A 22,628-nucleotide genomic window follows, 5' to 3' on the forward strand; every position below is an offset into this window, starting at 1 on the left:
CAGGATGGGGGTCATGGATCTTCGCATCTTCACCGAGCCCCAGCAGGGGGCGACCTACGACACTCTGCTCACCGTCGCCAAGGCCACCGAGGACCTCGGATTCGACGCCTTTTTCCGGTCCGACCACTATCTGCGCATGGGGAGCGTCGACGGCCTCCCGGGCCCCTCCGACGCCTGGATCACCCTGGCCGGGCTGGCCCGCGAGACCCGGCGGATCCGGCTGGGCACGCTGATGACCGCCGCCACCTTCCGGCTGCCCGGTGTGCTGGCGATCCAGGTCGCTCAGGTCGACCAGATGTCGGGTGGACGAGTCGAGCTGGGCCTGGGCGCGGGCTGGTTCGAGGAGGAGCACCGGGCCTATGGGATCCCCTTCCCCAAGGAGAAGTTCGCCCGGCTGGAGGAGCAGTTGGCCATCGTCACCGGGCTGTGGCAGACCCCGGTCGGCGAGACCTTCGGCTATGACGGTGCCCACTACCAACTGGTGGACTCCCCGGCGCTGCCCAAGCCCGCGCAGAGCAAGGTGCCGGTGCTGATCGGCGGCCAGGGGGCGACGCGTACGCCGCGGCTGGCCGCCCAGTACGCGGACGAGTTCAATATGCCGTTCGCCTCGGTCGAGGACAGTGAGCGCCAGTTCGGCCGGGTGCGGAAGGCGGCCGAGGCCGCCGGCCGCAAGGGCGACGACCTGGTGTACTCCAGCGCGCTCGTGGCCTGCGTGGGCAAGGACGACGCCGAGGTCGCCCGGCGGGCCGCGGCGATCGGCCGGGAGGTCGAGGAGCTGAAGGAGAACGGGCTGGCGGGCTCCCCGGCCGAGGTCGTCGACAAGATCGGCCGCTACGCGGAGGCGGGCGCCTCCCGGATGTACCTCCAGATGCTGGACCTTGAGGACCTCGACCACCTGGAGCTGATTTCCTCGCAGGTCCAGGCCCAGTTGGGCTGAGCGAACCACCAGGAGCACCCGTGATGTCCGTAACCCGCACGCCCTTGGCCACCGCGTTGGAGCGCGGACCGCTCGTCCTCGACGGCGGGTTGTCCAACCAACTGGAGGCACAGGGCTGCGATCTCTCCGACGAGCTGTGGTCGGCCCGGCTGCTGGCCGATGACCCGGGGCAGATCGAGGCGGCCCACACCGCCTACGCACGGGCGGGCGCACGGGTGCTCATCACCAGCAGCTATCAGGCCACCTACGAGGGTTTCGCCCACCGGGGCGTGGGCCACGAGCAGGCCACCGCGCTGCTGAGGCGCAGTGTCGAGCTGGCGCGCACGGGGGCCGAGCGGGCGGCCACCGAGCGCGCGACGGCCCGTGACCAGGCCGCGGGCGACCGGGCCGTGGGCGGCGACCGGGCCGCGGACGACCGGGCCGCGGAGCCGGTGTGGGTCGCCGCCTCCGTCGGGCCCTACGGGGCGATGCTGGCGGACGGCAGCGAGTACCGCGGGCGGTACGGACTGAGCGTGGCCGAGCTGGTGCGGTTCCACCGGCCGAGGATCGAGGCGCTGGCCGCGGCCGGGCCCGATGTGCTGGCGCTGGAGACGGTGCCGGACGCCGATGAGGCCGCGGCACTGCTGAGCGCCGTCGAGGGATGCGGGGTGCCGGTATGGCTCTCCTACAGCATCGCGGGGGAGACCACCCGGGCCGGGCAGCCCCTGAGGGAGGCGTTCGCCCTGGCCGCGGGGGTCGACCAGGTGATCGCCGTGGGCGTCAACTGCTGCGAGCCGGGCGACGCCGACCGGGCAGTGGAGATCGCGGCCGACATCACCGGCAAGCCGGTGGTGGTCTATCCGAACAGCGGAGAGGAGTGGGATGCCACGGCACGGAGCTGGCGCGGCCGGGCGACCTTCGACCCGGGGCGGGTGAAGGCATGGCGGGACGCGGGGGCGCGGCTCATCGGTGGCTGCTGCCGGGTGGGGCCGGAGCGGATCGCGGAGCTGGCCGCCGTGGTGAGAAACCATTAGGTGAGGGAGGGGCACCGGGCGATACTCGGACGGGTGTTCTTGACGATAACCACCACCGGCACCGCCGAGCGCCCCGCGACCGACCTCGGGTTTCTGCTGCACAAGCACCCCGACAAGGCGCAGCGGTTCTCGACCTCCTACGGCACCGCGCATGTCCTCTATCCCGAGGCGACCGCCGAACGCTGCACCGCGGCGCTGCTGTTGGAAGTGGATCCCGTGGCGCTGGTGCGGCGGGGCCGCGGCAAGGGCCGGGGCGGCGCTCCCGACTCCGCGCTCGCGCAGTACGTCAACGACCGCCCGTACGCCGCCTCCTCACTGCTGGCGGTCGCGCTGAGCGCGGTCTTCTCCAGTGCGCTCAGGGGCCAGTGCAAGGCCCGGCCCGAGCTGCCGGAGCAGGCGCTGCCGCTGCGGATCGAGGTGCCCGCGCTGCCCGCCCGCGGCGGCGCCGCCCTGGTCGAGCGGCTCTTCGCACCGCTGGGCTGGGCGGTGACGGCCGAGCCGGTGGCGCTGGACGAGGGGTTCCCGCGCTGGGGCGAATCGCGGTACGTACGGCTGGTGCTGGAGGGCGAGCTGCGGCTGGCGGACGCCCTGCGCCATCTGTATGTGCTGCTGCCCGTGCTCGACGACGCCAAGCACTACTGGGTCGCCCCGGACGAGGTGGACAAGCTGCTGCGCTCCGGCGAGGGCTGGCTGGAGCGCCACCCCGAGCAGCGGCTGATCACCAACCGCTATCTGGCCCGGCGCTGGTCGCTGACGCGCAGCGCGCTGGAGCGGCTGGAGCTGGCACGGCTCGCCGAGGCCGACGACACCGAGGCGGAGGAGATCGACAACGCCGTCGACAACGCCATCGGCGAACCGGCGGCCGAGTCGCTGGAGGAGGACGACGAAGCGGGTTCCGAGCAGCGGCCGGTGCCGCTGGCGGTACGGCGGCGGGAGGCGATACTCGACGCCCTGCGCGGGGCCGGGGCGGCCAGGGTGCTCGATCTGGGCTGCGGCCAGGGGCAGTTGCTGGGCGCGCTGCTGAAGGAGGCGCGGTTCACCGAGATCGTGGGCGTCGATGTGTCGATGCGCGCGCTCAACGAGGCGGCACGGAGGCTGCGGCTGGACCGCCCGGGGCCGGACCGTCCGGGGCTGGACACCGGCACGGTCGAGCGGCAGTCGTCGGCCCGGCTGAAGCTGACCCAGGGCGCCCTCACCTACACCGACTCCCGGCTCGCCGGATATGACGCGGCGGTGCTCAGCGAGGTGATCGAGCATGTGGATCCGCCTCGGCTGCCCGCCCTGGAGCATGCGGTGTTCGGCGCCGCACGGCCCAAGGCCGTCGTGGTGACCACGCCCAACGTGGAGTACAACGTGCGCTGGGAGACCCTGCCCGCCGGGCGGATGCGCCATGGCGACCACCGCTTCGAGTGGACGCGCGAGGAGTTCCGGGCCTGGGCGGAGCAGGTCGCCGAGCGGCATGGCTACGCGGTGGAGTTCCGCCCCGTCGGCCCCGAGGACCCCGAGGTCGGCCCGCCCACCCAGCTCGCGCTCTTCCGCCTGGCCGCCGAGGGCGGCGGCGACGGCACGGACAGCCGGAGCGGCGACCGCACCGCGATCACGACGAAGGAGGCAGCAGCATGACCGAGGAGAAGCGCCCGATCGGCGTGCCCGACCTGTCCCTGGTGGTGTTCGTCGGCACCACCGGCTCCGGCAAGTCCACCTTCGCCCGGCACCACTTCCGGCCCACCCAGATCGTCTCCTCCGACGTCTGCCGGGGGCTGGTCGCCGACGACGAGAACGACCAGAGCGCCACTCCCGACGCCTTCGACGTGCTGCACTACATCGTGGACAAGCGGCTGGCCGCCGGCCGGCTGACCGTCGTCGACGCCACCAACGTCCGCAGCGAGTCCCGCCGCAGCCTGATCGGGCTCGCCCGCGAGCATGACGTCCTGCCCGTGGCGATCGTCCTCGACATCCCCGAGGGCGAGTGCGCCCGGCGCAACGCCCAGCGCCCCGACCGCGCCGGGATGCCCGACCATGTCATCCCCCGCCAGCGCCGTGAGCTGCGCCGCTCCCTGAAGTCCCTGGAGCGCGAGGGGTTCCGCAAGGTGCATATCCTGCGTGGCGTCGAGGAGGTCGAGGCCGCGGAGGTCGTCACCGAGCGCCGCTACAACGATCTGCGCCATCTCACCGGCCCGTTCGACATCATCGGCGACATCCACGGCTGCCGCTCCGAGCTGGAGACCCTGCTGGGCAAGCTGGGCTACGCCCTGCGCCGCGACGAGTCCGGCCGCCCGGTCGACGCCGCCCACCCCGAGGGCCGTACGGCGGTCTTCGTCGGCGACCTCGTCGATCGCGGCCCCGACAGCCCCGGGGTGCTGCGCCTGGTGATGGGCATGGTCGCCTCCGGCGCGGCCCTGTGCGTGCCCGGCAACCATGAGAACAAGCTCGGCCGCTATCTCAAGGGTCGTAAGGTGCGGGTCACCCACGGCCTCGCCGAGACCGTGGAGCAGTTGGACCGGGAGCACACGGCGGACCCGGACTTCGTCGAGCGGGTGCGGGAGTTCATCGAGTCGCTGGTCAGCCACTACGTACTGGATGGCGGGGCGCTGGTGGTGTGTCACGCCGGGCTGCCCGAGAAGTACCACGGCCGCACCTCCGGCCGGGTCCGTTCGCACGCCCTGTACGGGGAGACGACCGGGGAGACCGATGAGTTCGGGCTGCCGGTGCGCTATCCGTGGGCCGAGGACTACCGTGGCCGGGCCGCCGTCGTCTACGGCCACACCCCCACCCCTCGCGCCTCCTGGCTCAACAACACCATCTGCCTCGACACCGGCTGTGTCTTCGGCGGCCGGATGACCGCGCTGCGCTGGCCGGAGCGCGAGTTGGTGGACGTCTCGGCCGAGCGGGTCTGGTACGAACCGGTCAAACCGCTGACCACCGAGGCCCCCGGAGGCGCCGACGGCCGCCCGCTCGACCTGGCCGATGTGCGGGGCCGCCGTATCGTCGAGACCCGCCATATGGGCCGGATCGCGGTCAAGGAGGAGAACGCGGCGGCGGCGCTGGAGGTCATGAGCCGTTTCGCGGTCGACCCCCGGCTGCTCGGCTACCTCCCGCCCACCATGGCGCCGACCGCCACCTCCAAGGAGGGGACCGGCGGCGGAGCCGCCGACGGAGGCTTCCTCGAACACCCGGCGGAGGCGTTCGCCGCCTACCGCGCGGACGGGGTGCGCCAGGTGATCTGCGAGGAGAAGCACATGGGCTCCCGCGCGGTGGCGCTGGTCTGCCGTGACGCGGACCTCGCACGGGAGCGCTTCGGCGCGCCGGACGGCGCCTCGGGCACGATCCACACCCGTACCGGACGCCCGTTCTTCGACGACGTCCAGCTCACCGAGACCGTGCTGCGCGTGCTGAGCCGCTCCCTCGAGGACTCCGGGCTGTGGCAGGAGCTGGACACCGACTGGCTGCTGCTGGACGCCGAGTTGATGCCGTGGTCGCTCAAGGCCGAGGGGCTGCTGCGCAACCAGTACGCGGCGGTGGGCGCCGCCTCCCGTGCCGTCTTCCCCGGCGTTCTCGCGGCGCTGGAGGGGGCGGAGGCGCGCGGTGTGGAGGTGTCCGCCCTCCTTGGCAAGCAGCGTGAACGGGCGTCGGACGCGGCCGCGTTCACCGACGCCTACCGGCGCTACTGCTGGCCGGTCGACGGGCCGGACGGTATCCGGATGGCGCCGTTCCAGATCCTGGCCGTCCAGGGCCGTAACCTCGCCACCGCGCTGCCCCATGATCAGCAGCTCGCCCTGGTCGACCGGATGATCGACGCCGAGAAGCCGGCCGCCGACGGCCACGGCGCCCGGCTGCTGGCCCCCACCCGGCGGCTGATCGTCGACACCGAGGACGAGGCGTCGGTCGCCGAGGGCGTGCGGTGGTGGCTGGACCTGACGGCGGCGGGCGGCGAGGGCATGGTGGTCAAGCCCCTCCAGGGCTTTGTCCGCAAGGGCGACGGCCGGCTGGTCCAGCCGGGCGTGAAGTGCCGGGGCCGCGAGTATCTGCGGATCATCTACGGCCCGGAGTACACCCGCCCGGAGAACCTGGACCGGCTGCGGGTGCGCCATCTCGGCCACAAGCGCTCGCTCGCCCTGCGGGAGTACGCGCTCGGGCTGGAGGCGCTGGACCGGCTGGCGGAGGGCGAGCCCCTGTGGCGCGTCCACGAGGCGGTGTTCGCGGTGCTCGCGCTGGAGTCGGAACCGGTGGACCCACGGTTGTAGTGACGACGGTCCAGGGGTGTCCGGCGGATCTTGACGCCTGCGGCGGGCTACTCCCCTCCCCGCCCCTTCCCTCAACTGGGGCTCCGCCCCAGACCCCGCTCCTCAAACGCCGGAGGGGCTGGAAGGCGGGACTTCGCCCCAGACCCCGGGGTCCAGGGGCGAAGCCCCGCATGGTCCGCCGCACATCCCGTGGGGCCTGGCGGCCCAGGCTCCGGGGCCCGGCCGCCGGGGCTCAGACGGCCGAGGGTGCCCGGGCCTCCCGGGCCCGGAACGCACGGCGGTAGTCGTGCGGCGGCACCCCCACCGCACGGGTGAAGTGGCGGCGCAGATTGGCCGCCGTCCCCAGCCCGCACAGCTCCGCGATCCGGTCCACCGGCAGATCGCCGCCCTCCAGCAGCTCCCGGGCGCGCGCGATCCGCTGGCCCTGCAGCCAGCGCAGCGGCGTCGTGCCCGTGGCGGCGTGGAAGCGGCGGGCCAGGGTGCGCGGGCTGGTGTGGGCGCGGCGGGCGAGGTCGGCGACGGCCAGCGGCTCATGCAGCCGCTCGGCGGCCCAGTGCAGCAGCGGGGCGAGCGAGTCGTCGGTGCGCTCCGGCAGCGGCGCCTCGATGTACTGGGCCTGGCCGCCGGGCCGGTGGGCGGGTGCGACGAGCTGCCGGGCCAGGGTGTTGGCCGCCTCGGTGCCGTAGTCCTCGCGCACCAGATGGAGACAGACGTCGATACAGGCCGTGGACCCCGCCCCGGTCAGCACATCGCCGTGGTCGACATAGAGCACGGACGGATCGAGCCGTACGGCCGGATAGCGCTCGGCGAACAGCGCCGCGTACATCCAGTGGGTGGCCGCCGTACGGCCGTCGAGAAGTCCGGTCGCGGCGAGGGTGAACGCGCCCGAGCACAGCGACACGATGCGGGCACCGCGCCGATGAGCCTCGCGCAGCGCGGCGATCAGCTCGTCGGGCGGATCGCCGCGCACATCGGCCGAGGCCGGGACGATCACCGTGTCCGCGGTGATCAGCTCCTCGGTGCCGTACGGGGTGTGGGCGGCGAACCACGAACGGGTGGCGACCGGGTCACCGGCCTCCGTACCGCCCGGTCCGATCGCACAGACCCGCAGCTCGTACCAGGGGACGGGGAGCCCGGGGCGATCGGTGCCGAAGACATGGCAGGGCACCGCCAGGTCGAAGATCGGCATGCCCGGGGTGACGGCGAGGGCTATGGACCGCATGGCAGAAATGTAGCGCATGCTGTCACTCCTGCCACTCGTCCCGTCCTGCCCCGGGGCCGATGCTGGACGGGCATGACGATCCCTTCCTCGAAGGCCCAGGGGAGCGGTGTGCCCGCGGCCACCCCCGATCCGGCCCCCGCCCCCACCCCCGGCCGTCGGCGCTGGCTGATCCTCGCCGTCGCATCGGCGGCCCAGTTCCTCGCCGTGCTCGACATGATCGCGGTCAACATCGCCTTCCCCGCGATCGGCGCGGACTTCCGCTCCGCGACCACCGCCGAGCTGTCCTGGGTGCTCAACGCCTACACCATCGTGCTCGCGGCGCTGCTGGTCCCGGCCGGTCGGCTGGCCGACGCGATCGGCGGGCGCCGCTCGTTCCTGACCGGCATCGCGCTGTTCGGCCTCGCCTCGGTCGCCTGTGGAGCCGCCCCCGGGCTCGGCACGCTGATCGCGGCGCGCGTGGTGCAGGGCGTGGCGGCGGCCGTCCTGGTGCCCACCTCCCTCTCGCTCGCCCTGCCCGCCTTCCCGCCGCGCGAACGGGCCACGGCCGTCGGCGTCTGGACGGCGGTGAGCGCGGTCGCGGCGAGTGCGGGGCCGGTGGCGGGCGGTCTGCTGGCCGCCTTCGACTGGCGCTGGATCTTCCTCGTCAATCCGCCCGTGGTGCTGCTGGCATGGGTGGCCGGGCTGCGGCTGCTGCCGCGTACCGGCCCCGTCCGTACCGGCCCCGTCCCCGGTGAGCGCCGCCGCCTCGATCCGCTGGGCACGCTGCTCGTCCTGCTCGGCACCGGGGCCCTCACCACCGCCTGCGTCGAGGCCGCGGACTGGGGCTACGGCGCCCCGGCCACCCTCGGCTTCCTCGCCGTCGGCCTGATCACGGGCGCCCTGGCCGTGGCGCACGTACGCCGCCATCCGGATCCGGTGGTGGACCCCGCGCTGTTCCGGACCCGTGCCTTCACCGCCGCCACGCTCGGGCTGCTCAGCTACTTCCTCGCCTACGCCGCCTCGATCCTCGCCGCGACCCTGCTGTTCACCGGGGCGTGGGGGTGGTCCTCGGCCCGGGCGGGCCTTGCCGTCACGCCCTGGCCGCTCGCCGTCCTGGTGGTGTCGATGCTGTCGGGGCGGATCGTCCGGGCGCTGGGGGAGCGGACCACGGCCGTCGTGGGCGGGCTGTGCTTCGCCGCGGGGCCGGTGTGGTGGCTGCTCCTCGCGGGCGGCGACGGTGCCCACTACGCCGTGGAGTTCATGCCCGGGCTGGTGCTCACCGGGATCGGCGCGGGGCTCTACCAGCCGGTGATGTTCTCGGCCGCCGGACTGCTTCCGGCCCGTCAGCTCTCCCTCGGCTCCGGGGTGCTCATGATGTCCAGGCAGGGCGGTTCGGCCCTGGGCGTCGCGGCGCTGGTCGTGATCACCGGTGGCGCCGCACGGCCGGGGCTGGACGCGTTGCGTGCCGGGTGGGTTTTCACGGCGGTGACCGCCGCGCTCGCTGCCGTCGCGGGCGCCGCTTTGCGTACGGGAGTTCGGGCCGATCCCGGGGAGAGCGGCGGATCCGGCACGGACCCGCTACGGCACCATTGACGTGCCCGTGCCGGCTGCCTAGCGTGCTGACCGGTCCCTGGGTTCTCCGCAGGCCTGACGACGACGAGCTGAGCGGGGAGGGCGGATGAGCCTTTTCGAGGACGGACGGCCCTTCCTGCACGCCCTTCCGGCCGACGACCGGCGCGCACTGCTCGCCCTTGGCACACCCCGGGCCTACGCCCCCGGCGAGGTCGTGCTGCGCGAGCACGACCGTACGACCTTCGTCGTGGCGATCACCTCCGGCTGGGCCACCATCTCGGTGGAGACCGAGCGCGGGGTGCGGCTGATCCTGGCGCTGCGCGGGGCGGGCGAGGTCGTGGGCGATCAGGCCGCGGTGGACCACGGCTCGCGCAGCGCCACCGTCACCGCGCTCGGCCGGATGGAGGCGGTGGTGGTCTCCGGCGACCGGTTCCGGGCCTATCTGGCCGCACGTCCCGTCGCGACTGTGCTGATCATGCGTCAGTTCAGCTCCCGGCTGCGCAGCTCCGACGGGGAGCGGCGCTCACTCGCCTCGGAGAAGGTGCTGCAGCGGCTGGCGGCCCGGCTCGTCGAACTCGCCGAGCGCACCGGCCACCCCGCCGCCGACGGGGCGATCACCGTCGATCTGCCGCTGCCCCAGCACGACATCGCGGCCGCGGTGGGCTCGACCCGGGAGGCGGTCGCCAAGGCGCTGCGGCTGCTGCGCGGCCAGGGCGTCGTCCGGACCGCCTCGCGCCGCTTCGTGGTGATGGACATCGCACTGCTGCGGCTGCTGGCCGAGGGACGCGCGGCGGGGGAGCACATCCCGGCGCGCCCCGCTACCGACCCCCGCGACTGCCCCCGCGACTGAGCGCGGGCGCGCACTTCCCACGCGTTCTCCGCGACTGTGTAAACGGCTACAGCCGCCCCGCCGTTCCCCGGCGACCCTGGAGTGGCACAAAGGGCGCGGGACCGTGAGCGACGGGGGTGCGCACGGCCCAGTGCCCCGCACCGGAGAAGGGCGGCGGGGCGGGCAGGGGGAGAAACCCCGCCGCCCGCTTCGGGCATTCACCGGCATCCCACCACCATCACCACAGCGGGAATCGGGGGCCACGGCATGAAGGACGGCGGGCGATGAGCGCATCGGAAGACGTCGACGCCCCGGCGGAGTCGCGGGTACGACGGCTGGACATCCCCAAGAGCGGCCCGCTGGACGGGGCGGGCCAGCCGGGCGGCGCCCGCACGGCGCGCGAGGCGCGCGCCCATCTGCGTATCGCCGTCGGCCCGGCCCGGCTGTGCGCCGAACCGGCTCCGTACCCCCTCCCCGAAGGCCCGGTGCCCCGCGAGGAGTTGGACCGGCTGCGGCGGCTCTACCGGACCGCCCCCGGCTATGCCGCGATGCGCGGCCATCTGCGGCGCACGGGCCTGCTGGCGCTGTGCGGCGAACCCGGCACCGGCCGCGCGTGGACCGGGCTCGCCCTCCTCGCCGAATTGTCCGAGCTGGCCGGCGGCGGGGTCTCCCGGCTGGGATCCGGCATTCCGCACGGGCTCGGCCTCCCACACTTGTCCGGCCTCCCGCTCGGGCCCGGTATTCCGTACGGGCCCGGTATCCCACACGGGTCCGGCGCCCCGCATGAGTCCGGCCTCCCGTTCGGGCCCGGCATTCCACACGGTTCCGGCATCCCCCACGGGGCATTCGGCGTGGAGAAGACCGAGCGGGGCCACGGCTATCTCCTCGAACTCCCCGCCGATCAGCCGGACTTCGCGGTCGAGCCCCTGCTGGACCGGCTGCGCGCCCACTTCGCCGGGCATGAGGCGTTCTGCGTCGTCCTGGTCGCGGGCGGCCCGGCCGCCGACCGGCTGCTGCGCGCCCGCCGCCACGCCGTGCCGTACGAGCCCCCGGCCGCCGCCGACGTTCTCGACCGCCACCTCAGCGAGCTGCTCGCCGACCGCCCCACGGGGTTGCTGGAGACGGCCCGCGCCACCGCCCGGCGCCCCGAACTGGCCGAGGCGCTCGGCCTGGACGGGCCGCGGCCCGGCGAGGCCGCCCGGCTCGCGGGCCTGCTGGCCGCGCACGCCGAGGGCAGGCTGTCCGAGGAGCGGCTGCTGGAGCACTGCCGGTCGTTCGCCCCGGACCAGGCCCGTGCGTGGTTCGTGGACGCCGGGCGCTCCGGCATCCTGCCCGCCGCGCTGCCCGCGCTGCGCGCCGCCGCGCTGCGGATCGCGCTCGCCGTCTTCAACGGCTCGGCGCACAGCCTCATGGCGGAGGCCGCCGAACTGCTGGCCTGGGAACTGGCCGTCACACTCGATCCGCAGTACGCGCCAGGGCGCCCGCTGTTCGCCGCCCGCCCCGGGGCCTCGCTCGCCACGGCGCGCGCGGTCCACGGCGACGGGGTGGAGGACCTCGGGGACGCGTCGGTGCCCGTGCGCGCGGTGTGGTTCGAGGGGCGGCGGCTGGCGCTCGCCGTGCTCCACGAGTCCTGGGACGCCCACCACAACCTCCGCGGCCCGATGGCCCGTTGGCTGCGCGGGCTGTGCGACGATCCGCGCCCCCAGGTGTGGGTGCGCGCGGCGGTCGCCGCGGGGGTGCTGTGTGCCCGCGACTACCTCTACGGCCTGGTCGAGCTGGCGCTGCCACTGGCCCGTACCGACAGCCCGGTGCAGCGGATGGCGGCGGCCACCGCACTCGCCGAGGCGTCCCGCGCCCCGGAGGTGCGTCCCGCCGTGAACGGGCTGCTGCGGGACTGGGCGCGCGGCGACGACGAGCGGGAGCGCGAGACCGCCGCGCTCGCCCACGGCTACGGCCTGGCGGCCGGCTCCATCGTGGCGTCCCTGGAGGAACTCGGCCGGATCGCCTGCGCCGACGACGGCCGCACCACCTCCTGCAGCGTGCTGCGGCTGCTGGCCGGGACCGAACCGGAGACCGTACTGACCGCGCTCACCCGCTGGCTGCGCGACACCCGGCGGCCCCGCCGGGACCTGGCGCTGCTCACGGTGTTGCGCGCGGTCACCACCCGCACCTCGCATCTGTGGGGCCTGTGCGAGGTGCCGGAGCTGGAGCCGTACGCCGCCTGGCCGCTGGCCACGGCGGTGCTGGCGGCCCATCCGGGGTGCGCGCCGCGGCTGGCCGAGCTGCTGCGGGCCGCGCTGACCTGGGCCAGATCGGCCGGGGCGGCCGAGGACGCGCTGGTCGGCTGGATCCGGCGGGCGGCCGGCGATGAGCGGCAACTGACGGTGTTGTGCGGCTTTCTGCCGAGGCTGGCGCAGGACGGCGACGAGCCGCTCGACGCCGCGGCGGCCACGCGGATACGGGAGGTGCTGGAGGCGCTGTGAGGAGAGAGACATCGATGGTGAAAGAGACAGAGGACCCGACAAACACGGAGACCACGGACGACACCACGGCGGAGCGGGCGAGGACGGCGGGCGCGGGGGTTCGCCGAGTCTCGGTCACCGGGGCGCGGATGCTGCGCGAGGCGCTGCGCCATGGCGGGGACGACCTGCCCGCGGCCCTGCGGGGGGCCGATGACGGCCTGCTGCTGAGCGCGCTGGACGAGGGGCTGCCCGCCGAGCGGGCCACTCGCGTCGTGGTCGAGCTGGTGCGCCGCGCGCCCGAGCGCGGACCGGAGCTGGCGGACGCGGTCTGCGAGAAGGTGCTGCTCGCCCAGCTCTATCTCGACCCGCCGCCCCGCGCCCAGGGCGGTGCGGACGGACCGGCCGCGGACCCCGGCCGCCGGCTGCGGGTGCGCAACGCGCTGATGCTGTACGAGGGGCTGGTCCGCCCGTACGCGCAGCGCGGCGCGGTGCCGGAGCTGATGGCATGCGTCCTGCCCGGCCTGTGGGCGGCCGCCGACGGCGCGGGCCGTGAGGTGGTGCGCCGGATCGTCGGCACCCGGCAGATGACGGGGTTCGGCGAGAAGGGCTGGAAGGCGCTGTTCGGCGGCGTGGCCGAGGAGTGCCTGGAGCGCGAGGAGACGGCGGCCCGTGCCACCCGGCGCGAGGCACGGCGACGGTGGCGGCGCGGGGGCACCGACGACGGCGGCGGGCTCGATCTGAAGCCCGGCCAGCTCTGGGTCTCCGCGCTGCTGGGGTTCATCGCGGTCGCCCTGGTGCTGATCGTGGTGATCGCGGCCGGATAGCCGCCCGCCGCCGACGGCGGGCCCGCCCCGCGTGGCGGAACCGTGGCGGAACCGTGGCGGAACCGCGGTGGCCGTCGCGATCAGTGCGAGTGATCCGTGTCGCCGGGCGTTCGGAACGGGCCGCGAGCGGCGAAGATGGGGACATGGGATTCCATGTCGACTCCGAGGCCGGGCGGCTGCGCCGCGTCATACTGCACCGCCCCGACCTGGAGCTCAAGCGGCTCACACCCACCAACAAGGACGCCCTCCTCTTCGACGACGTCCTGTGGGTGCGCCGCGCCCGCCAGGAGCACGACGGCTTCGCCGACGTCCTGCGCGACCGCGGGGTCGAGGTCCATCTCTTCGGGGATCTGCTCACCGAGAGCCTGGGCCTGCCGGAGGCGCGGGCGCTGGTGCTGGACCGCGTCTTCGACGAGAAGGAGTACGGTCCCCTGGCCACCGACCATCTGCGCGCCGCCTTCGACGAGCTGAGCGCCCCCGAGCTGACCGAGGCGCTGATCGGCGGCATGACCAAGCGGGAGTATCTGGGGCGGTACCCGGAGCCGGTCTCCGTCCGGTTCCACGCCATGGAGCCCGATGACTTCCTGGTCAACCCGCTGCCGAACCATCTCTTCACCCGGGACGCCTCCGCGTGGGTGTACGACGGGGTGTCGATCAACGCGATGCGCTGGCCCGCCCGCTGGCACGAGACGGTGCACTACGAGGCCGTCTACCGCCATCACCCCCTCTTCGCCAAGGAGGACTTCCACGTCTGGTCGGAGGGGCAGGCCGCGTATCCCTCGACCATCGAGGGCGGTGATGTGCTGGTGCTCGGCAAGGGCGCGGTGCTGATCGGGATGAGCGAGCGGACCACTCCGCAGGCGGTGGAGATGATCGCGCACCGGCTCTTCGAGGCCGGTTCGGCCCGGACGATCGTGGCGCTCGACATGCCCAAGGGTCGGGCGTTCATGCATCTGGACACCGTGATGACCATGGTGGACGGGGACACCTTCACGCAGTACGCGGGGCTGGGGATGCTCCGCTCGTACACCATCGAGCCGGGCGCGGGCAGCAAGGACCTCAAGGTCACCGACCATCCGCCGGAGCATATGCACCGCGCGATAGCCGCGGCCCTCGGCCTGGACTCCATCCGCGTGCTCACGGCGACCCAGGACGTCCACGCGGCGGAGCGTGAGCAGTGGGACGACGGTTGCAATGTGCTCGCGGTCGAGCCGGGCGTGGTGGTCGCCTACGAGCGGAACGCGACGACCAACACCTATCTGCGCAAGTGTGGGATCGAGGTCATCGACATTCCGGGCAGCGAGCTGGGCCGGGGCCGGGGCGGGCCGCGGTGCATGAGCTGTCCGGTCGAGCGGGACCCCGTCGAGCCGTAGACGAGCCCGCGGACCCGTAGGCGAGCCCGCGGACCCGTAACGCGAGCTGGCGAACCGTAATGCCGGGGTTCACCCCCCGGTCTCCGTATATATGCAGAGGATCGTATATGCTTCCATGGTTCCTGGCCGCGGCGCCATCGCCGTAGCCCCTGATCCGCCGTGTTCGCCGTGACCTAGGAGCCACTCTTATGGCGATTGACCTCACCGGCCGCCACTTCCTCAAGGAGCTGGACTTCACCGCCGACGAGTTCCGCCGTCTGATCGAGCTCGCCGCCGAGCTGAAGGCGGCCAAGCGCGCGGGCACCGAGGAGTGGCGGCTGAGGGGCAAGAACATCGCCCTGGTCTTCGAGAAGACCTCCACCCGTACCCGCTGCGCCTTCGAGGTCGCGGCCGCCGACCAGGGCGCCTCCACGACCTATCTCGATCCGGTCGGCTCGCAGATCGGTCACAAGGAGTCGGTCAAGGACACGGCGCGGGTGCTCGGCCGGATGTACGACGCGATCGAGTACCGGGGCCACGGCCAGGGCGTCGTCGAGGAGCTCGCCGCGCACGCCGGGGTGCCCGTCTACAACGGCCTCACCGACGAGTGGCACCCCACCCAGATGCTCGCCGACGTGCTGACCATGAGCGAGCACAGCGACAAGCCACTGGAACAGATCACCTACGCCTACCTCGGCGACGCCCGGTACAACATGGGCAACTCCTACCTCGTCACCGGCGCCCTGCTGGGCATGGACGTCCGTATCGTCGCGCCCAGCCTGCTGTGGCCCGACAACACCATCGTGGAGCTGGCGCGCCAGCTCGCCACGTCCACCGGCGCCCGGATCTCGCTCACCGAGAACGTCGAGGAGGGCGTGCGCGGCGCGGACTTCGTCGCCACCGATGTGTGGGTGTCCATGGGTGAGCCCAAGGAGGTGTGGGACGAGCGGATAGCGCTGCTCGGGCCGTACGCGGTGACGATGGACGTGCTGCGCGCGACGGGCAACGACGCCGTGAAGTTCCTGCACTGCCTGCCGGCCTTCCATGACCTGGGCACCGACGTCGGCCGGGAGATCCACGAGCGGCACGGGCTGACCGAGCTGGAGGTCACCGACGAGGTCTTCGAGTCCGAGCACTCCGTGGTCTTCGACGAGGCGGAGAACCGGATGCACACGATCAAGGCGGTGCTGGTCGCGACCCTCAGCGCTCCGTAGGGCCTTCCGCGGCGCGCTCCGTAGGGCCTTCCGTGGCGCGCTCCGCCGGGCCTTCCGCGGCGCGCTCCGCCGGGCCCTCCGTGGGGCCTTCCGCCGGGCCTCCCGTGGGCGGAAGGATGAACCAGACGGCCTTGCCGTAGGGGGTCGGCCGGTAGCCCGCGTCCGCGCTGAGGGTCCGGATCAGCAGCAGCCCGCGCCCGCCCTCGGCAAGGCTGTCGGGTCTCTTGGGTCCTTCGTGGCGCCCCAGCGAGTCCAGCCCGCCGGGCGGATTCGGGTCCTGGTCGTGCACCTCGACCTGCCAGCCGCCGGTCGGCACCAGCTCCACCACCAGCTCTATCGGCTCGTCGCCCTCCGTGTGCCGCACCGCGTTGGCCACCAGCTCGGCCGTCAGCAGCTCCGCCGTGTCGCCGTCCACGGGTGCCCCGATGTCGGCCAGGGTGTTCCGGATCAGCGCGCGCGCCAGCGGTACGGCGGCCGTCGTGTGCGGCAGGGCGAAGCGCCAGGTGGCGGCGTGGGAGGGATCGGGCACGGAAGGGGTCCAGTCGGTCGGCGTGAAACGGAGTACCGCGGCCCTTGACGGTATGAAGCGGACGATAGTGCCGGAAGGGGCCGTGGACCACTCTTGGCGGGACCTAGGGCCTGGTGGGGGCGTTTGCTCCATATCGGTTGTTTCCGCAGAAAACACCCGATCTCGCCGCCCTGCTTTCTGCCCGGGAGCGTCGGCGTCCCGGCCTCATGAGCCTCCCGCGCTGATCTCCTCGGGAGGGGCCCCACGGGCCGGGGTGAACCATGGAGCGCCCTGCGCACCCACGCCGTGACGGGAAGAGATCAGGATGGATGAATCGACCCTCGCCGTGCCGGAGGCGTATGCCCCGCGCGCTCGGGGATGTTCCGCTCCACCCAGGCCCGTTCGGTGAGCCCGAGCAGCCGCTCGACCGTGGCGGAGTCCGGCAGCGGGCCGTGATCCCCGATCACCCTGAGCGCGGACGCGGCCGTGATGTGGCCGAGTCGCAGCGCCGAGGTCAGGTCCCCGTCGCGCAGCAGCCCCGCCAGGAAACCGGCGGCGAAGGCGTCCCCCGCGCCGACGGGCTCCACCACCTCCGTGCGCAGGGCCGCCACCGTGACCTGTGACCCGTCGCCGAAGGCGGTCGCCGACCGTCCGCCGTCCTTGACGACGAGCAGGCGTGGACGCGGCAGCAGCGTGCGGACGCCGCCCGCGTCGAGGTCCGCGCCCCACAGGTGCTGCGCCTCGTCGAGGCCGACGAAGACGATGTCGGCGCGGTCGGCCAGGTCGCGGAGGACCGTGGCGGCCGTGCCGTCCGGCCACAGCGCCGGGCGGTGGTTGACGTCGAAGCTGATGGCGTACGGGCGGTCGGGCGCGGGGGCGGCGAGCGCCCGTTCCACCAGGGCGGCGCAGGACGGGGAGAGCGCGGGGGTCACGCCCGTGAGGTGGAGGAGCGCCGCCGACCCGAGTCGCGGATCGTCCAGGATGCCGGGCCCCAGCGCCGAGGCCGCCGAACCGCGCCGGTAGTAGTGGACGCGGGTGCCCGTGGGCCCCGGGTCCTTCACGAGCAGGCCCGTCGGCCGGTTCGGATCGGACCGTACGCCCGAGACATCGACGCCCGCCGCGGCCACGGCGGTACGCACCCGCCGGCCGAACGGGTCGTCGCCGAGGGCCGAGAGCCATACGGCGGCACGGCCCAGGTCCGCGAGGTACATCGCCACGTTGGACTCCGCGCCCGCCACCGACAGCCGCAGGCTCTCGCCGGTTTCCACGGAGTCGGGCGGTTCGGGGGCCAGCGCGGCCATCGTCTCGCCGACGCAGACCACCGGTCCGGCCGCCGGGCGCCATGGGGCCGTCATGCGCGCGCCTGTATCGGTGCCGGCTCGGGCCCGGCACCCGGGTGCGGGCGATAGACGGCCGCCGGAGGGCCCGGCACCTCGACCCGGACCGCGAACAGGGCGCCGTCGTCGGGGCCCGGCCGGGTGAGGCCGACCCGGGCCGTGGTGATGTGCAGGACATCGCCCTGGAGGCAGACTCCGGCGGGCTGGGCGGCGGGCAGCCGCAGCGTGCGGTCGAGTGCGCCGTCCGGCCGGTACCGGCGCACCGTCCCGGTGCCCCAGACGGCGATCCACACGCCACCCTCGTCGTCGACGACCATTCCGTCGGGGCTGCCGCCGTCCACCGTGACGAACGTCGTCGGTGTGCCGAGGCCGCCCGTCGCCGGGTCGACGGGGTAGCGCCGGACGACGCCCCGGGCGCTGTCGGCCAGATACATGGCGCGTCCGTCGGCCGTGAACGCGGGCCCGTTCGGCACCGTGATGCCGTCGAGGACCCGGGTGACCGTGCCGTCGTGGTCCACCCGGTGGAGGGAGCCCGCGTCCTCGTCGGCGTCGTAGGCCATGCTGCCCGCCCAGAACCTGCCGGACGGGTCGGCGGTGCCGTCGTTCATGCGCCGGGCGGGGCGGGCAGCCGCCTCGGGCTGCGCCAACCAGGTGGTGGCGGAGTCGGGGCCGAGCAGGCAGATCCCGGTGCCCGCGGCGGCGATCCAGGTGCCGGGCCGGTCCGCCACGGGCGCCACCGCGCCCAGGGGGACGGGCAGCTCGGCCAGCGTCCGCAGGGGCGCGGTGGGGTCCTGAGGGGCCGTCAGCAGGCGGCCCTCAAGGATGTCGACGAGGACGAGGGCTACGCCGGTCCAGCGGATGCCCTCGCCGAGGTCCAGGCGGTCGGGGCGGGTCGGGCGCGGATCCTCGGTCACGCTGTGGCCTCCTGGACGGCCGTCCGGAAGGCGCGGGCGCGTTCGCGCAGGGCGGCCGTGCTGCCGCCGTCGGCGGCGTCGCCGACGAGCGGCGAGCCGATGCCGACCGCGGTCGCCCCGGCGGCCAGGTAGGCGCGGGCCGCGGCTTCGTCCACGCCGCCGACCGGTACGAACGGCTCGTGCGGAAACGGACCCCGCAGGGCCTTGAGATAGCCGGGGCCGCCCGCCTGGGCGGCCGGGAAGATCTTCAGCGCCTCGGCGCCGAGCGCCCGTGCGGCGATGACTTCGCTCGGTGTCATGACCCCCGCCAGGACCGGCAGGCCCAGCTCGCGTGCGGCGGACATCCCTTCGCCCAGGCCGGGAGTGACGGCGAAGTCGGCGCCCGCCCGGTGGACGGCGTGGGCCTCCTCGGCGGTGAGCACGGTGCCCGCGCCGAGGGGGCGGTCGGGGCCGAGGGCCTCGCGGGCCCGCTCGATGACGGTCAGGGCGTCCGTGCCGGACAGCGACACCTCGATCAGCTCGATGCCCTCGTCGGCCAGGGCCAGTACGGTGCGCAGCGCGGCCTCGGGGTCGTCGCCGCGCACGACGGCGACCAGTCGGTGGGCGGCCAGGGCGGCTCGCAGGTCCACAGGGGGAACTCCTCGTAGAAACGGGCGGATTCAGGGGCAGCGGCAGGCCGCGCCGAGCGTGAGCCGCCAGCGCACCTCGCCCGACGCGGGCACGCGCGCGGCATCGCCGGGACCCGCGTCGGCGAGGTCGAAGACACGGCCGAGCATCGGCTCGACTCCGGTGCTGCGATAGGGGTGTTCGGCGGGGAAACCGCCGAGGTTGCGCCATACGGCGATGGACAGCGGCTGCCCGTCGGCCTCGAGCGCGAAGGCCAGGCGGCCCGTGCCGTCGTGGACGCAGGCGCGAGAGGCATCCACGACCGCGCCGACCGCGGTGCCGTCGTCCGGTCCGAACCGGTCCAGGGGCAGGCCGAGGGGCGTGGGCCAGTCACCCTCCACCCACGGCGCCCCGTTCGGCCAGGGCCGGTCCAGCAGCGGTGCGGCCTCCGGGAAGAGCCGGGCGGGCGCCCCGTCGCGCAGGCGCAGGGACGCCCGGGGAGACAGATCGAGCAGCGCGTGGGCGGCCCAGACGAAGGGAAAGCCCGGGTCGGCGTGCAGGACGTAGTCGGCCTCCGCACCGTCGGCCGTCCCGCGGATCGTGCGCCGCAGCGCGAACCGGTCGCAGTGGACGGTGTCCGTGTCCCCGTCGCGCTTCCAGGGACGTGACCAGGCGTCGCCGTGGTCGGGGGCGCCGCGGACGGTGGGGACGCACTCCTCCAGGCCGCCCGCGTCCACGAAGGCGTCCCCGGGGGACACCTGGTCCCGTCCGGCCGCCGTGCCCTGCCACAGCCATTCGCGGTCCCCGGCGCGCAGCGAGGTCCAGCGGCCGCCGTGCGCGGGGTCGGTGACGATCTCCAGCACCGTCGTCACCACTCCGCGAAGGAGCCGTCGGGGTGCCGCCAGACCGGGTTGCGCCAGGTGTGACCGGTGCGGTCGGCCTCGCGTACGGCCGCCTCGTCGATGGTGATGCCCAGGCCCGGGGCGTCGCCGCGGGGCGCATGGCCGTTCACGAAGCGGAACGGCTCGGTGTCGACGAGGTAGGACAGCAGATCGGCGTCCTTGTTGTAGTGGATGCCGCGGCTCTGCTCCTGTATCAGGAAGTTCGGTGTCGCGAACGCGACCTGGAGGCTGGCCGCCAGCGCGATGGGGCCGAGCGGGCAGTGCGGGGCGAGCTGGGCGCCGTAGGTCTCGGCGAGCGAGGCGATGCGGTGCACCTCGGAGATGCCGCCCGCATGGGACAGATCGGGCTGCGCGACGGCGATACCGGCGGCGAGGACGGGCAGGAACTCCGTGCGTCCGTAGAGCCGTTCACCGGTGGCCAGGGGCACCGGGGTCGCGGCGACCAGGCCGGGGAGCAGATGGCTGTGCTCGGGGACGACGGGTTCCTCCACGAACAGCGGGTGGAGGGGGCCCAGTTCGGCCAGGACGCGGCGGGAGCTGGCGGCGGTGAAGCGTCCGTGGAAGTCGACGGCCACGTCGCGGTCCGGGCCGAGGACCTCGCGGGCGGCGGCCACGCGGTCGACGACCGCGGCGGTCTCGGCCGCGGTGGCCACCGGAGAGGTCGCCCCGGCGCCGTTCATCTTCACCGCCGTGAAGCCCGCCTCGACCTGCGCGGTGATCTGCTCGGACAGCTCGGCGGGCTCGTCGCCGCCGACCCAGGCGTACACCCGGACCCGGTCGCGCACGGGGCCGCCCAGCAGGGCGTGCACCGGGGCGCCGTAGGTCTTGCCGGCGATGTCCCACAGGGCCTGGTCGAGTCCGGCGACGGCGCTGGACAGCACGGGTCCGCCGCGGTAGAAGCCGCCCTTGGTGAGCACCTGCCAGTGGTCCTGGATACGCAGCGGATCCTTGCCGATCAGGTACTCGGCGAGGACGCCGACGGCGGCGCGTACCACCTCGGCGCGCCCCTCGACGACGGGCTCGCCCCAGCCGACCACGCCGTCGTCGGTCTCGACACGGCAGAACAGCCAGCGTGGCGGCACGGCGAAGGTCTCGATACGGGTGATCTTCACTGGCCAGAGGGCCTTTCCATGTCGTTGTCGGAGCCGCCGACCCGGTCCAGGTCGCGGCCTGCCTGGTCGAGCAGAGCCCGCATGGCGGCCTCGGCGGCGTGCGGGTCCTGGGCGCGCACGGCGTCCAGGACGGCGCGGTGGGCGGGTACGGGGTCCTGGCTGTGGGGGGAGCTGTGCACGATGCGGTCGCGGTGGGCGAGGCCCGACTCGATCACCATCTCCATGCGTTCGAGGAGTTCGTTGTGGGTGGCGACGAGCAGGGCCCGGTGGAAGGCGAGGTCGGCCTCCACCGCGTGGGCCGCGTCGGAGCCGCCCGCCCCCATCGCGTCCACGGCGGCGTCCAGGGCGGCGAGGTCGGCGTCGGTGCGCCGCTCGGCGGCCAGGCGTACGGCCGCCGGTTCGATGATGGAGCGCACCTCGGCGAGGTTGCGCAGCAGCGCGCGGTCGGCGTCGGTGGTGCGGTCGCTGTGGAACTGCCAGCGCAGCACGTCGGCGTCGAGCAGATTCCAGTCCGAGCGGTTCCGTACGAAGGTGCCGCGCTTCTGACGGGCGTCGACCATCCCCTTGGCGGCCAGTACCTTCAGCGACTCGCGCAGGGCGGTGAGGCTGACGTCCAGTTCGCTCTGCAGGGCGACCAGGTCCAGGGTGGCTCCTTCGGGGATCTCGCCGCCCAGGATGCGGCGGGCGAGGGCCTCCACGGTCTGGCCGTGCACGCCGCGACGGGCGTAGGGCGTCATGTCGTAGTGCCTTTCTGCTGCGAGCTGATCGCGGTGGTCATGCGGAGGACTTGACGACGCTCCAGCCGCCGTCCACGACAAGACTCGCACCGGTGATGTAGGCGGCCTCATGGGAGCCCAGGAAGGCGATGGCCGCGGCCACCTCCTCCGGGGTGCCGAAACGGCCCGCCGCGGTTTCGGCGACGCTGCGCGCGCGGTCCTCGGGGGACACCCGGTCCCAGGCCGCCGTCAGGATCGGGCCGGGCAGAACGGCGTTGACCCGCACCTCGGGCCCGTACTCGACGGCGAGCTGCCCGCACAGCGACAGCAGCGCCCCCTTGGAGGCCGCGTAGGCGGGGTGGCCGGGGATGCCCTTGTGGGCGTGGACGGACGAGGTCAGGACGACGGCTCCGCGGCGGGCGCGCAGATCGTCCAGGACGGCCTTGAATCCCAGGAAGGCGCCGGTGAGGTTGACGGAGAGCTGCCGCTGCCAGGAGTCCAGCGACGTTTCATGGGCGGGGGTGACGTCGACCGTGTAGGCATTGCTGACGAGCAGGTCGACGGGGCCGAAGCCGCGCGCGGCGGCCGCGATCCGCGCCCAGTCCTCCTCCGCGGAGACGTCGGCGGCCACGAAGCGGGCGCGGCCGCCGTCCTCGCCGATCCGCTCGGCGACCGCCGCGCCGCGCTCCTCGGAGATGTCGGCGAGCACGACGGCGGCGCCCTCCTGGGCGAGGCGTTCGGCGGTGGCGGCACCGATGCCGGAGGCGGCTCCGGTGACCACGGCCGTGCGGGCGGTGAAGCGGTCACCGTACCGGCGGGACTGTTCCATCGGGGGTTCGGGCTCCTTCGCTGTACTGCGGGCGGGGGCGGGCATAGGACGGTCGG

Annotated in this window: 18 protein-coding genes and 1 pseudogene; 10 read left to right on the top strand and 9 right to left on the bottom strand. The window is 73.9% G+C overall.

The window, feature by feature from the left end; translation table 11 throughout:
* The first annotated feature begins 13 nt into the window (after window positions 1-13).
* The 4 genes from STRVI_RS09685 to STRVI_RS09700 are packed head-to-tail and all read left to right on the top strand — an operon-like array spanning window position 14 to window position 6,194.
* Window positions 14-937: an LLM class F420-dependent oxidoreductase gene (locus STRVI_RS09685; protein ID WP_014055457.1), complete on the top strand. Its 924-nt coding sequence runs from the start codon at window positions 14-16 to the stop codon at window positions 935-937.
* 23 nt (window positions 938-960) lie between these two features.
* Window positions 961-1,950: a homocysteine S-methyltransferase gene (gene mmuM, locus STRVI_RS09690; RefSeq protein WP_014055458.1), complete on the top strand. Its 990-nt coding sequence runs from the start codon at window positions 961-963 to the stop codon at window positions 1,948-1,950.
* A gap of 33 nt (window positions 1,951-1,983) precedes the next feature.
* The gene (locus tag STRVI_RS09695; RefSeq protein WP_043235672.1) at window positions 1,984-3,573 is read left to right on the top strand and encodes a 3' terminal RNA ribose 2'-O-methyltransferase Hen1; all 1,590 of its coding nucleotides are present in this window, start codon (window positions 1,984-1,986) and stop codon (window positions 3,571-3,573) included.
* Window positions 3,570-6,194 (top strand): polynucleotide kinase-phosphatase, encoded by a 2,625-nt coding sequence (locus STRVI_RS09700; protein WP_014055460.1) that lies wholly within the window; start codon window positions 3,570-3,572, stop codon window positions 6,192-6,194. The genes STRVI_RS09695 and STRVI_RS09700 overlap by 4 nt, the downstream gene beginning before the upstream one ends.
* A gap of 232 nt (window positions 6,195-6,426) precedes the next feature.
* On the opposite strand, the gene STRVI_RS09705 is transcribed toward STRVI_RS09700, so the two are convergent.
* Complete coding sequence (locus STRVI_RS09705) at window positions 6,427-7,434, bottom strand: GlxA family transcriptional regulator (protein WP_014055461.1); 1,008 nt, start codon at window positions 7,432-7,434, stop codon at window positions 6,427-6,429.
* A 54-nt stretch (window positions 7,435-7,488) separates the two neighbouring features.
* On the opposite strand from STRVI_RS09705, the gene STRVI_RS09710 reads away from it, so the two are divergent.
* From STRVI_RS09710 to argF, 6 genes are all read left to right on the top strand, one after another.
* Window positions 7,489-8,988, top strand: coding sequence for an MFS transporter (locus STRVI_RS09710; RefSeq protein WP_014055462.1), 1,500 nt, complete (start codon window positions 7,489-7,491; stop codon window positions 8,986-8,988).
* Window positions 8,989-9,073: 85 nt separating this feature from the next.
* Entirely contained in the window at window positions 9,074-9,817 is a 744-nt protein-coding gene (locus STRVI_RS09715; RefSeq protein ID WP_014055463.1) for a Crp/Fnr family transcriptional regulator, read from the top strand.
* A 263-nt stretch (window positions 9,818-10,080) separates the two neighbouring features.
* Complete coding sequence (locus STRVI_RS09720; protein ID WP_014055464.1) at window positions 10,081-12,279, top strand: hypothetical protein; 2,199 nt, start codon at window positions 10,081-10,083, stop codon at window positions 12,277-12,279.
* A 14-nt stretch (window positions 12,280-12,293) separates the two neighbouring features.
* Window positions 12,294-13,082 (top strand): hypothetical protein, encoded by a 789-nt coding sequence (locus STRVI_RS09725; RefSeq protein WP_014055465.1) that lies wholly within the window; start codon window positions 12,294-12,296, stop codon window positions 13,080-13,082.
* Window positions 13,083-13,225: 143 nt separating this feature from the next.
* Window positions 13,226-14,455 (top strand): arginine deiminase, encoded by a 1,230-nt coding sequence (locus tag STRVI_RS09730; protein ID WP_014055466.1) that lies wholly within the window; start codon window positions 13,226-13,228, stop codon window positions 14,453-14,455.
* A 188-nt stretch (window positions 14,456-14,643) separates the two neighbouring features.
* Window positions 14,644-15,648, top strand: a complete 1,005-nt coding sequence (gene argF / locus STRVI_RS09735) for an ornithine carbamoyltransferase (protein WP_014055467.1) — start codon at window positions 14,644-14,646, stop codon at window positions 15,646-15,648.
* A gap of 73 nt (window positions 15,649-15,721) precedes the next feature.
* Here the strand turns inward: argF and STRVI_RS54105 are convergent.
* The 8 genes and pseudogenes from STRVI_RS54105 to STRVI_RS09775 form a co-directional block, all read right to left on the bottom strand.
* Window positions 15,722-16,231, bottom strand: a pseudogene (locus STRVI_RS54105) (ATP-binding protein); the annotation flags it as partial.
* Between the two features lie 245 nt (window positions 16,232-16,476).
* Entirely contained in the window at window positions 16,477-17,511 is a 1,035-nt protein-coding gene (locus STRVI_RS09745) for a sugar kinase (protein ID WP_014055469.1), read from the bottom strand.
* Window positions 17,508-18,407, bottom strand: coding sequence for an SMP-30/gluconolactonase/LRE family protein (locus STRVI_RS09750; RefSeq protein ID WP_014055470.1), 900 nt, complete (start codon window positions 18,405-18,407; stop codon window positions 17,508-17,510). The genes STRVI_RS09745 and STRVI_RS09750 overlap by 4 nt, the downstream gene beginning before the upstream one ends.
* Complete coding sequence (locus tag STRVI_RS09755) at window positions 18,404-19,036, bottom strand: bifunctional 4-hydroxy-2-oxoglutarate aldolase/2-dehydro-3-deoxy-phosphogluconate aldolase (protein ID WP_014055471.1); 633 nt, start codon at window positions 19,034-19,036, stop codon at window positions 18,404-18,406. Before STRVI_RS09755 ends, STRVI_RS09750 begins: the two co-directional genes overlap by 4 nt.
* A gap of 30 nt (window positions 19,037-19,066) precedes the next feature.
* The gene (locus STRVI_RS09760; protein WP_014055472.1) at window positions 19,067-19,885 is read right to left on the bottom strand and encodes a hypothetical protein; all 819 of its coding nucleotides are present in this window, start codon (window positions 19,883-19,885) and stop codon (window positions 19,067-19,069) included.
* On the bottom strand, window positions 19,882-21,027 hold the full coding sequence (dgoD, locus tag STRVI_RS09765; RefSeq protein ID WP_014055473.1) for a galactonate dehydratase: 1,146 nt from the start codon (window positions 21,025-21,027) through the stop codon (window positions 19,882-19,884). Before dgoD ends, STRVI_RS09760 begins: the two co-directional genes overlap by 4 nt.
* Window positions 21,024-21,764, bottom strand: coding sequence for a FadR/GntR family transcriptional regulator (locus STRVI_RS09770; protein ID WP_014055474.1), 741 nt, complete (start codon window positions 21,762-21,764; stop codon window positions 21,024-21,026). Before STRVI_RS09770 ends, dgoD begins: the two co-directional genes overlap by 4 nt.
* A gap of 37 nt (window positions 21,765-21,801) precedes the next feature.
* Window positions 21,802-22,572 (bottom strand): SDR family NAD(P)-dependent oxidoreductase, encoded by a 771-nt coding sequence (locus tag STRVI_RS09775; protein ID WP_014055475.1) that lies wholly within the window; start codon window positions 22,570-22,572, stop codon window positions 21,802-21,804.
* Window positions 22,573-22,628: the final 56 nt, after the last annotated feature.

Source organism: Streptomyces violaceusniger Tu 4113, from assembly GCF_000147815.2.
Lineage (GTDB): Bacteria > Actinomycetota > Actinomycetes > Streptomycetales > Streptomycetaceae > Streptomyces > Streptomyces violaceusniger_A.

Excerpts from the sequence above, each read along its gene's own strand:
- mmuM (WP_014055458.1), top strand. The coding sequence starts at position 961 with ATGTCCGTAACCCGCACGCCCTTGGCCACCGCGTTGGAGCGCGGACCG.
- STRVI_RS09720 (WP_014055464.1), top strand. The coding sequence starts at position 10,081 with ATGAGCGCATCGGAAGACGTCGACGCCCCGGCGGAGTCGCGGGTACGA.
- STRVI_RS09710 (WP_014055462.1), top strand. The coding sequence starts at position 7,489 with ATGACGATCCCTTCCTCGAAGGCCCAGGGGAGCGGTGTGCCCGCGGCC.
- STRVI_RS09700 (WP_014055460.1), top strand. The coding sequence starts at position 3,570 with ATGACCGAGGAGAAGCGCCCGATCGGCGTGCCCGACCTGTCCCTGGTG.
- argF (WP_014055467.1), top strand. The coding sequence starts at position 14,644 with ATGGCGATTGACCTCACCGGCCGCCACTTCCTCAAGGAGCTGGACTTC.
- STRVI_RS09775 (WP_014055475.1), bottom strand. The coding sequence starts at position 22,572 with ATGGAACAGTCCCGCCGGTACGGTGACCGCTTCACCGCCCGCACGGCC.
- STRVI_RS09725 (WP_014055465.1), top strand. The coding sequence starts at position 12,294 with ATGGTGAAAGAGACAGAGGACCCGACAAACACGGAGACCACGGACGAC.
- STRVI_RS09745 (WP_014055469.1), bottom strand. The coding sequence starts at position 17,511 with ATGACGGCCCCATGGCGCCCGGCGGCCGGACCGGTGGTCTGCGTCGGC.
- STRVI_RS09705 (WP_014055461.1), bottom strand. The coding sequence starts at position 7,434 with ATGCGCTACATTTCTGCCATGCGGTCCATAGCCCTCGCCGTCACCCCG.
- STRVI_RS09715 (WP_014055463.1), top strand. The coding sequence starts at position 9,074 with ATGAGCCTTTTCGAGGACGGACGGCCCTTCCTGCACGCCCTTCCGGCC.
- STRVI_RS09770 (WP_014055474.1), bottom strand. The coding sequence starts at position 21,764 with ATGACGCCCTACGCCCGTCGCGGCGTGCACGGCCAGACCGTGGAGGCC.
- STRVI_RS09730 (WP_014055466.1), top strand. The coding sequence starts at position 13,226 with ATGGGATTCCATGTCGACTCCGAGGCCGGGCGGCTGCGCCGCGTCATA.
- STRVI_RS09685 (WP_014055457.1), top strand. The coding sequence starts at position 14 with ATGGATCTTCGCATCTTCACCGAGCCCCAGCAGGGGGCGACCTACGAC.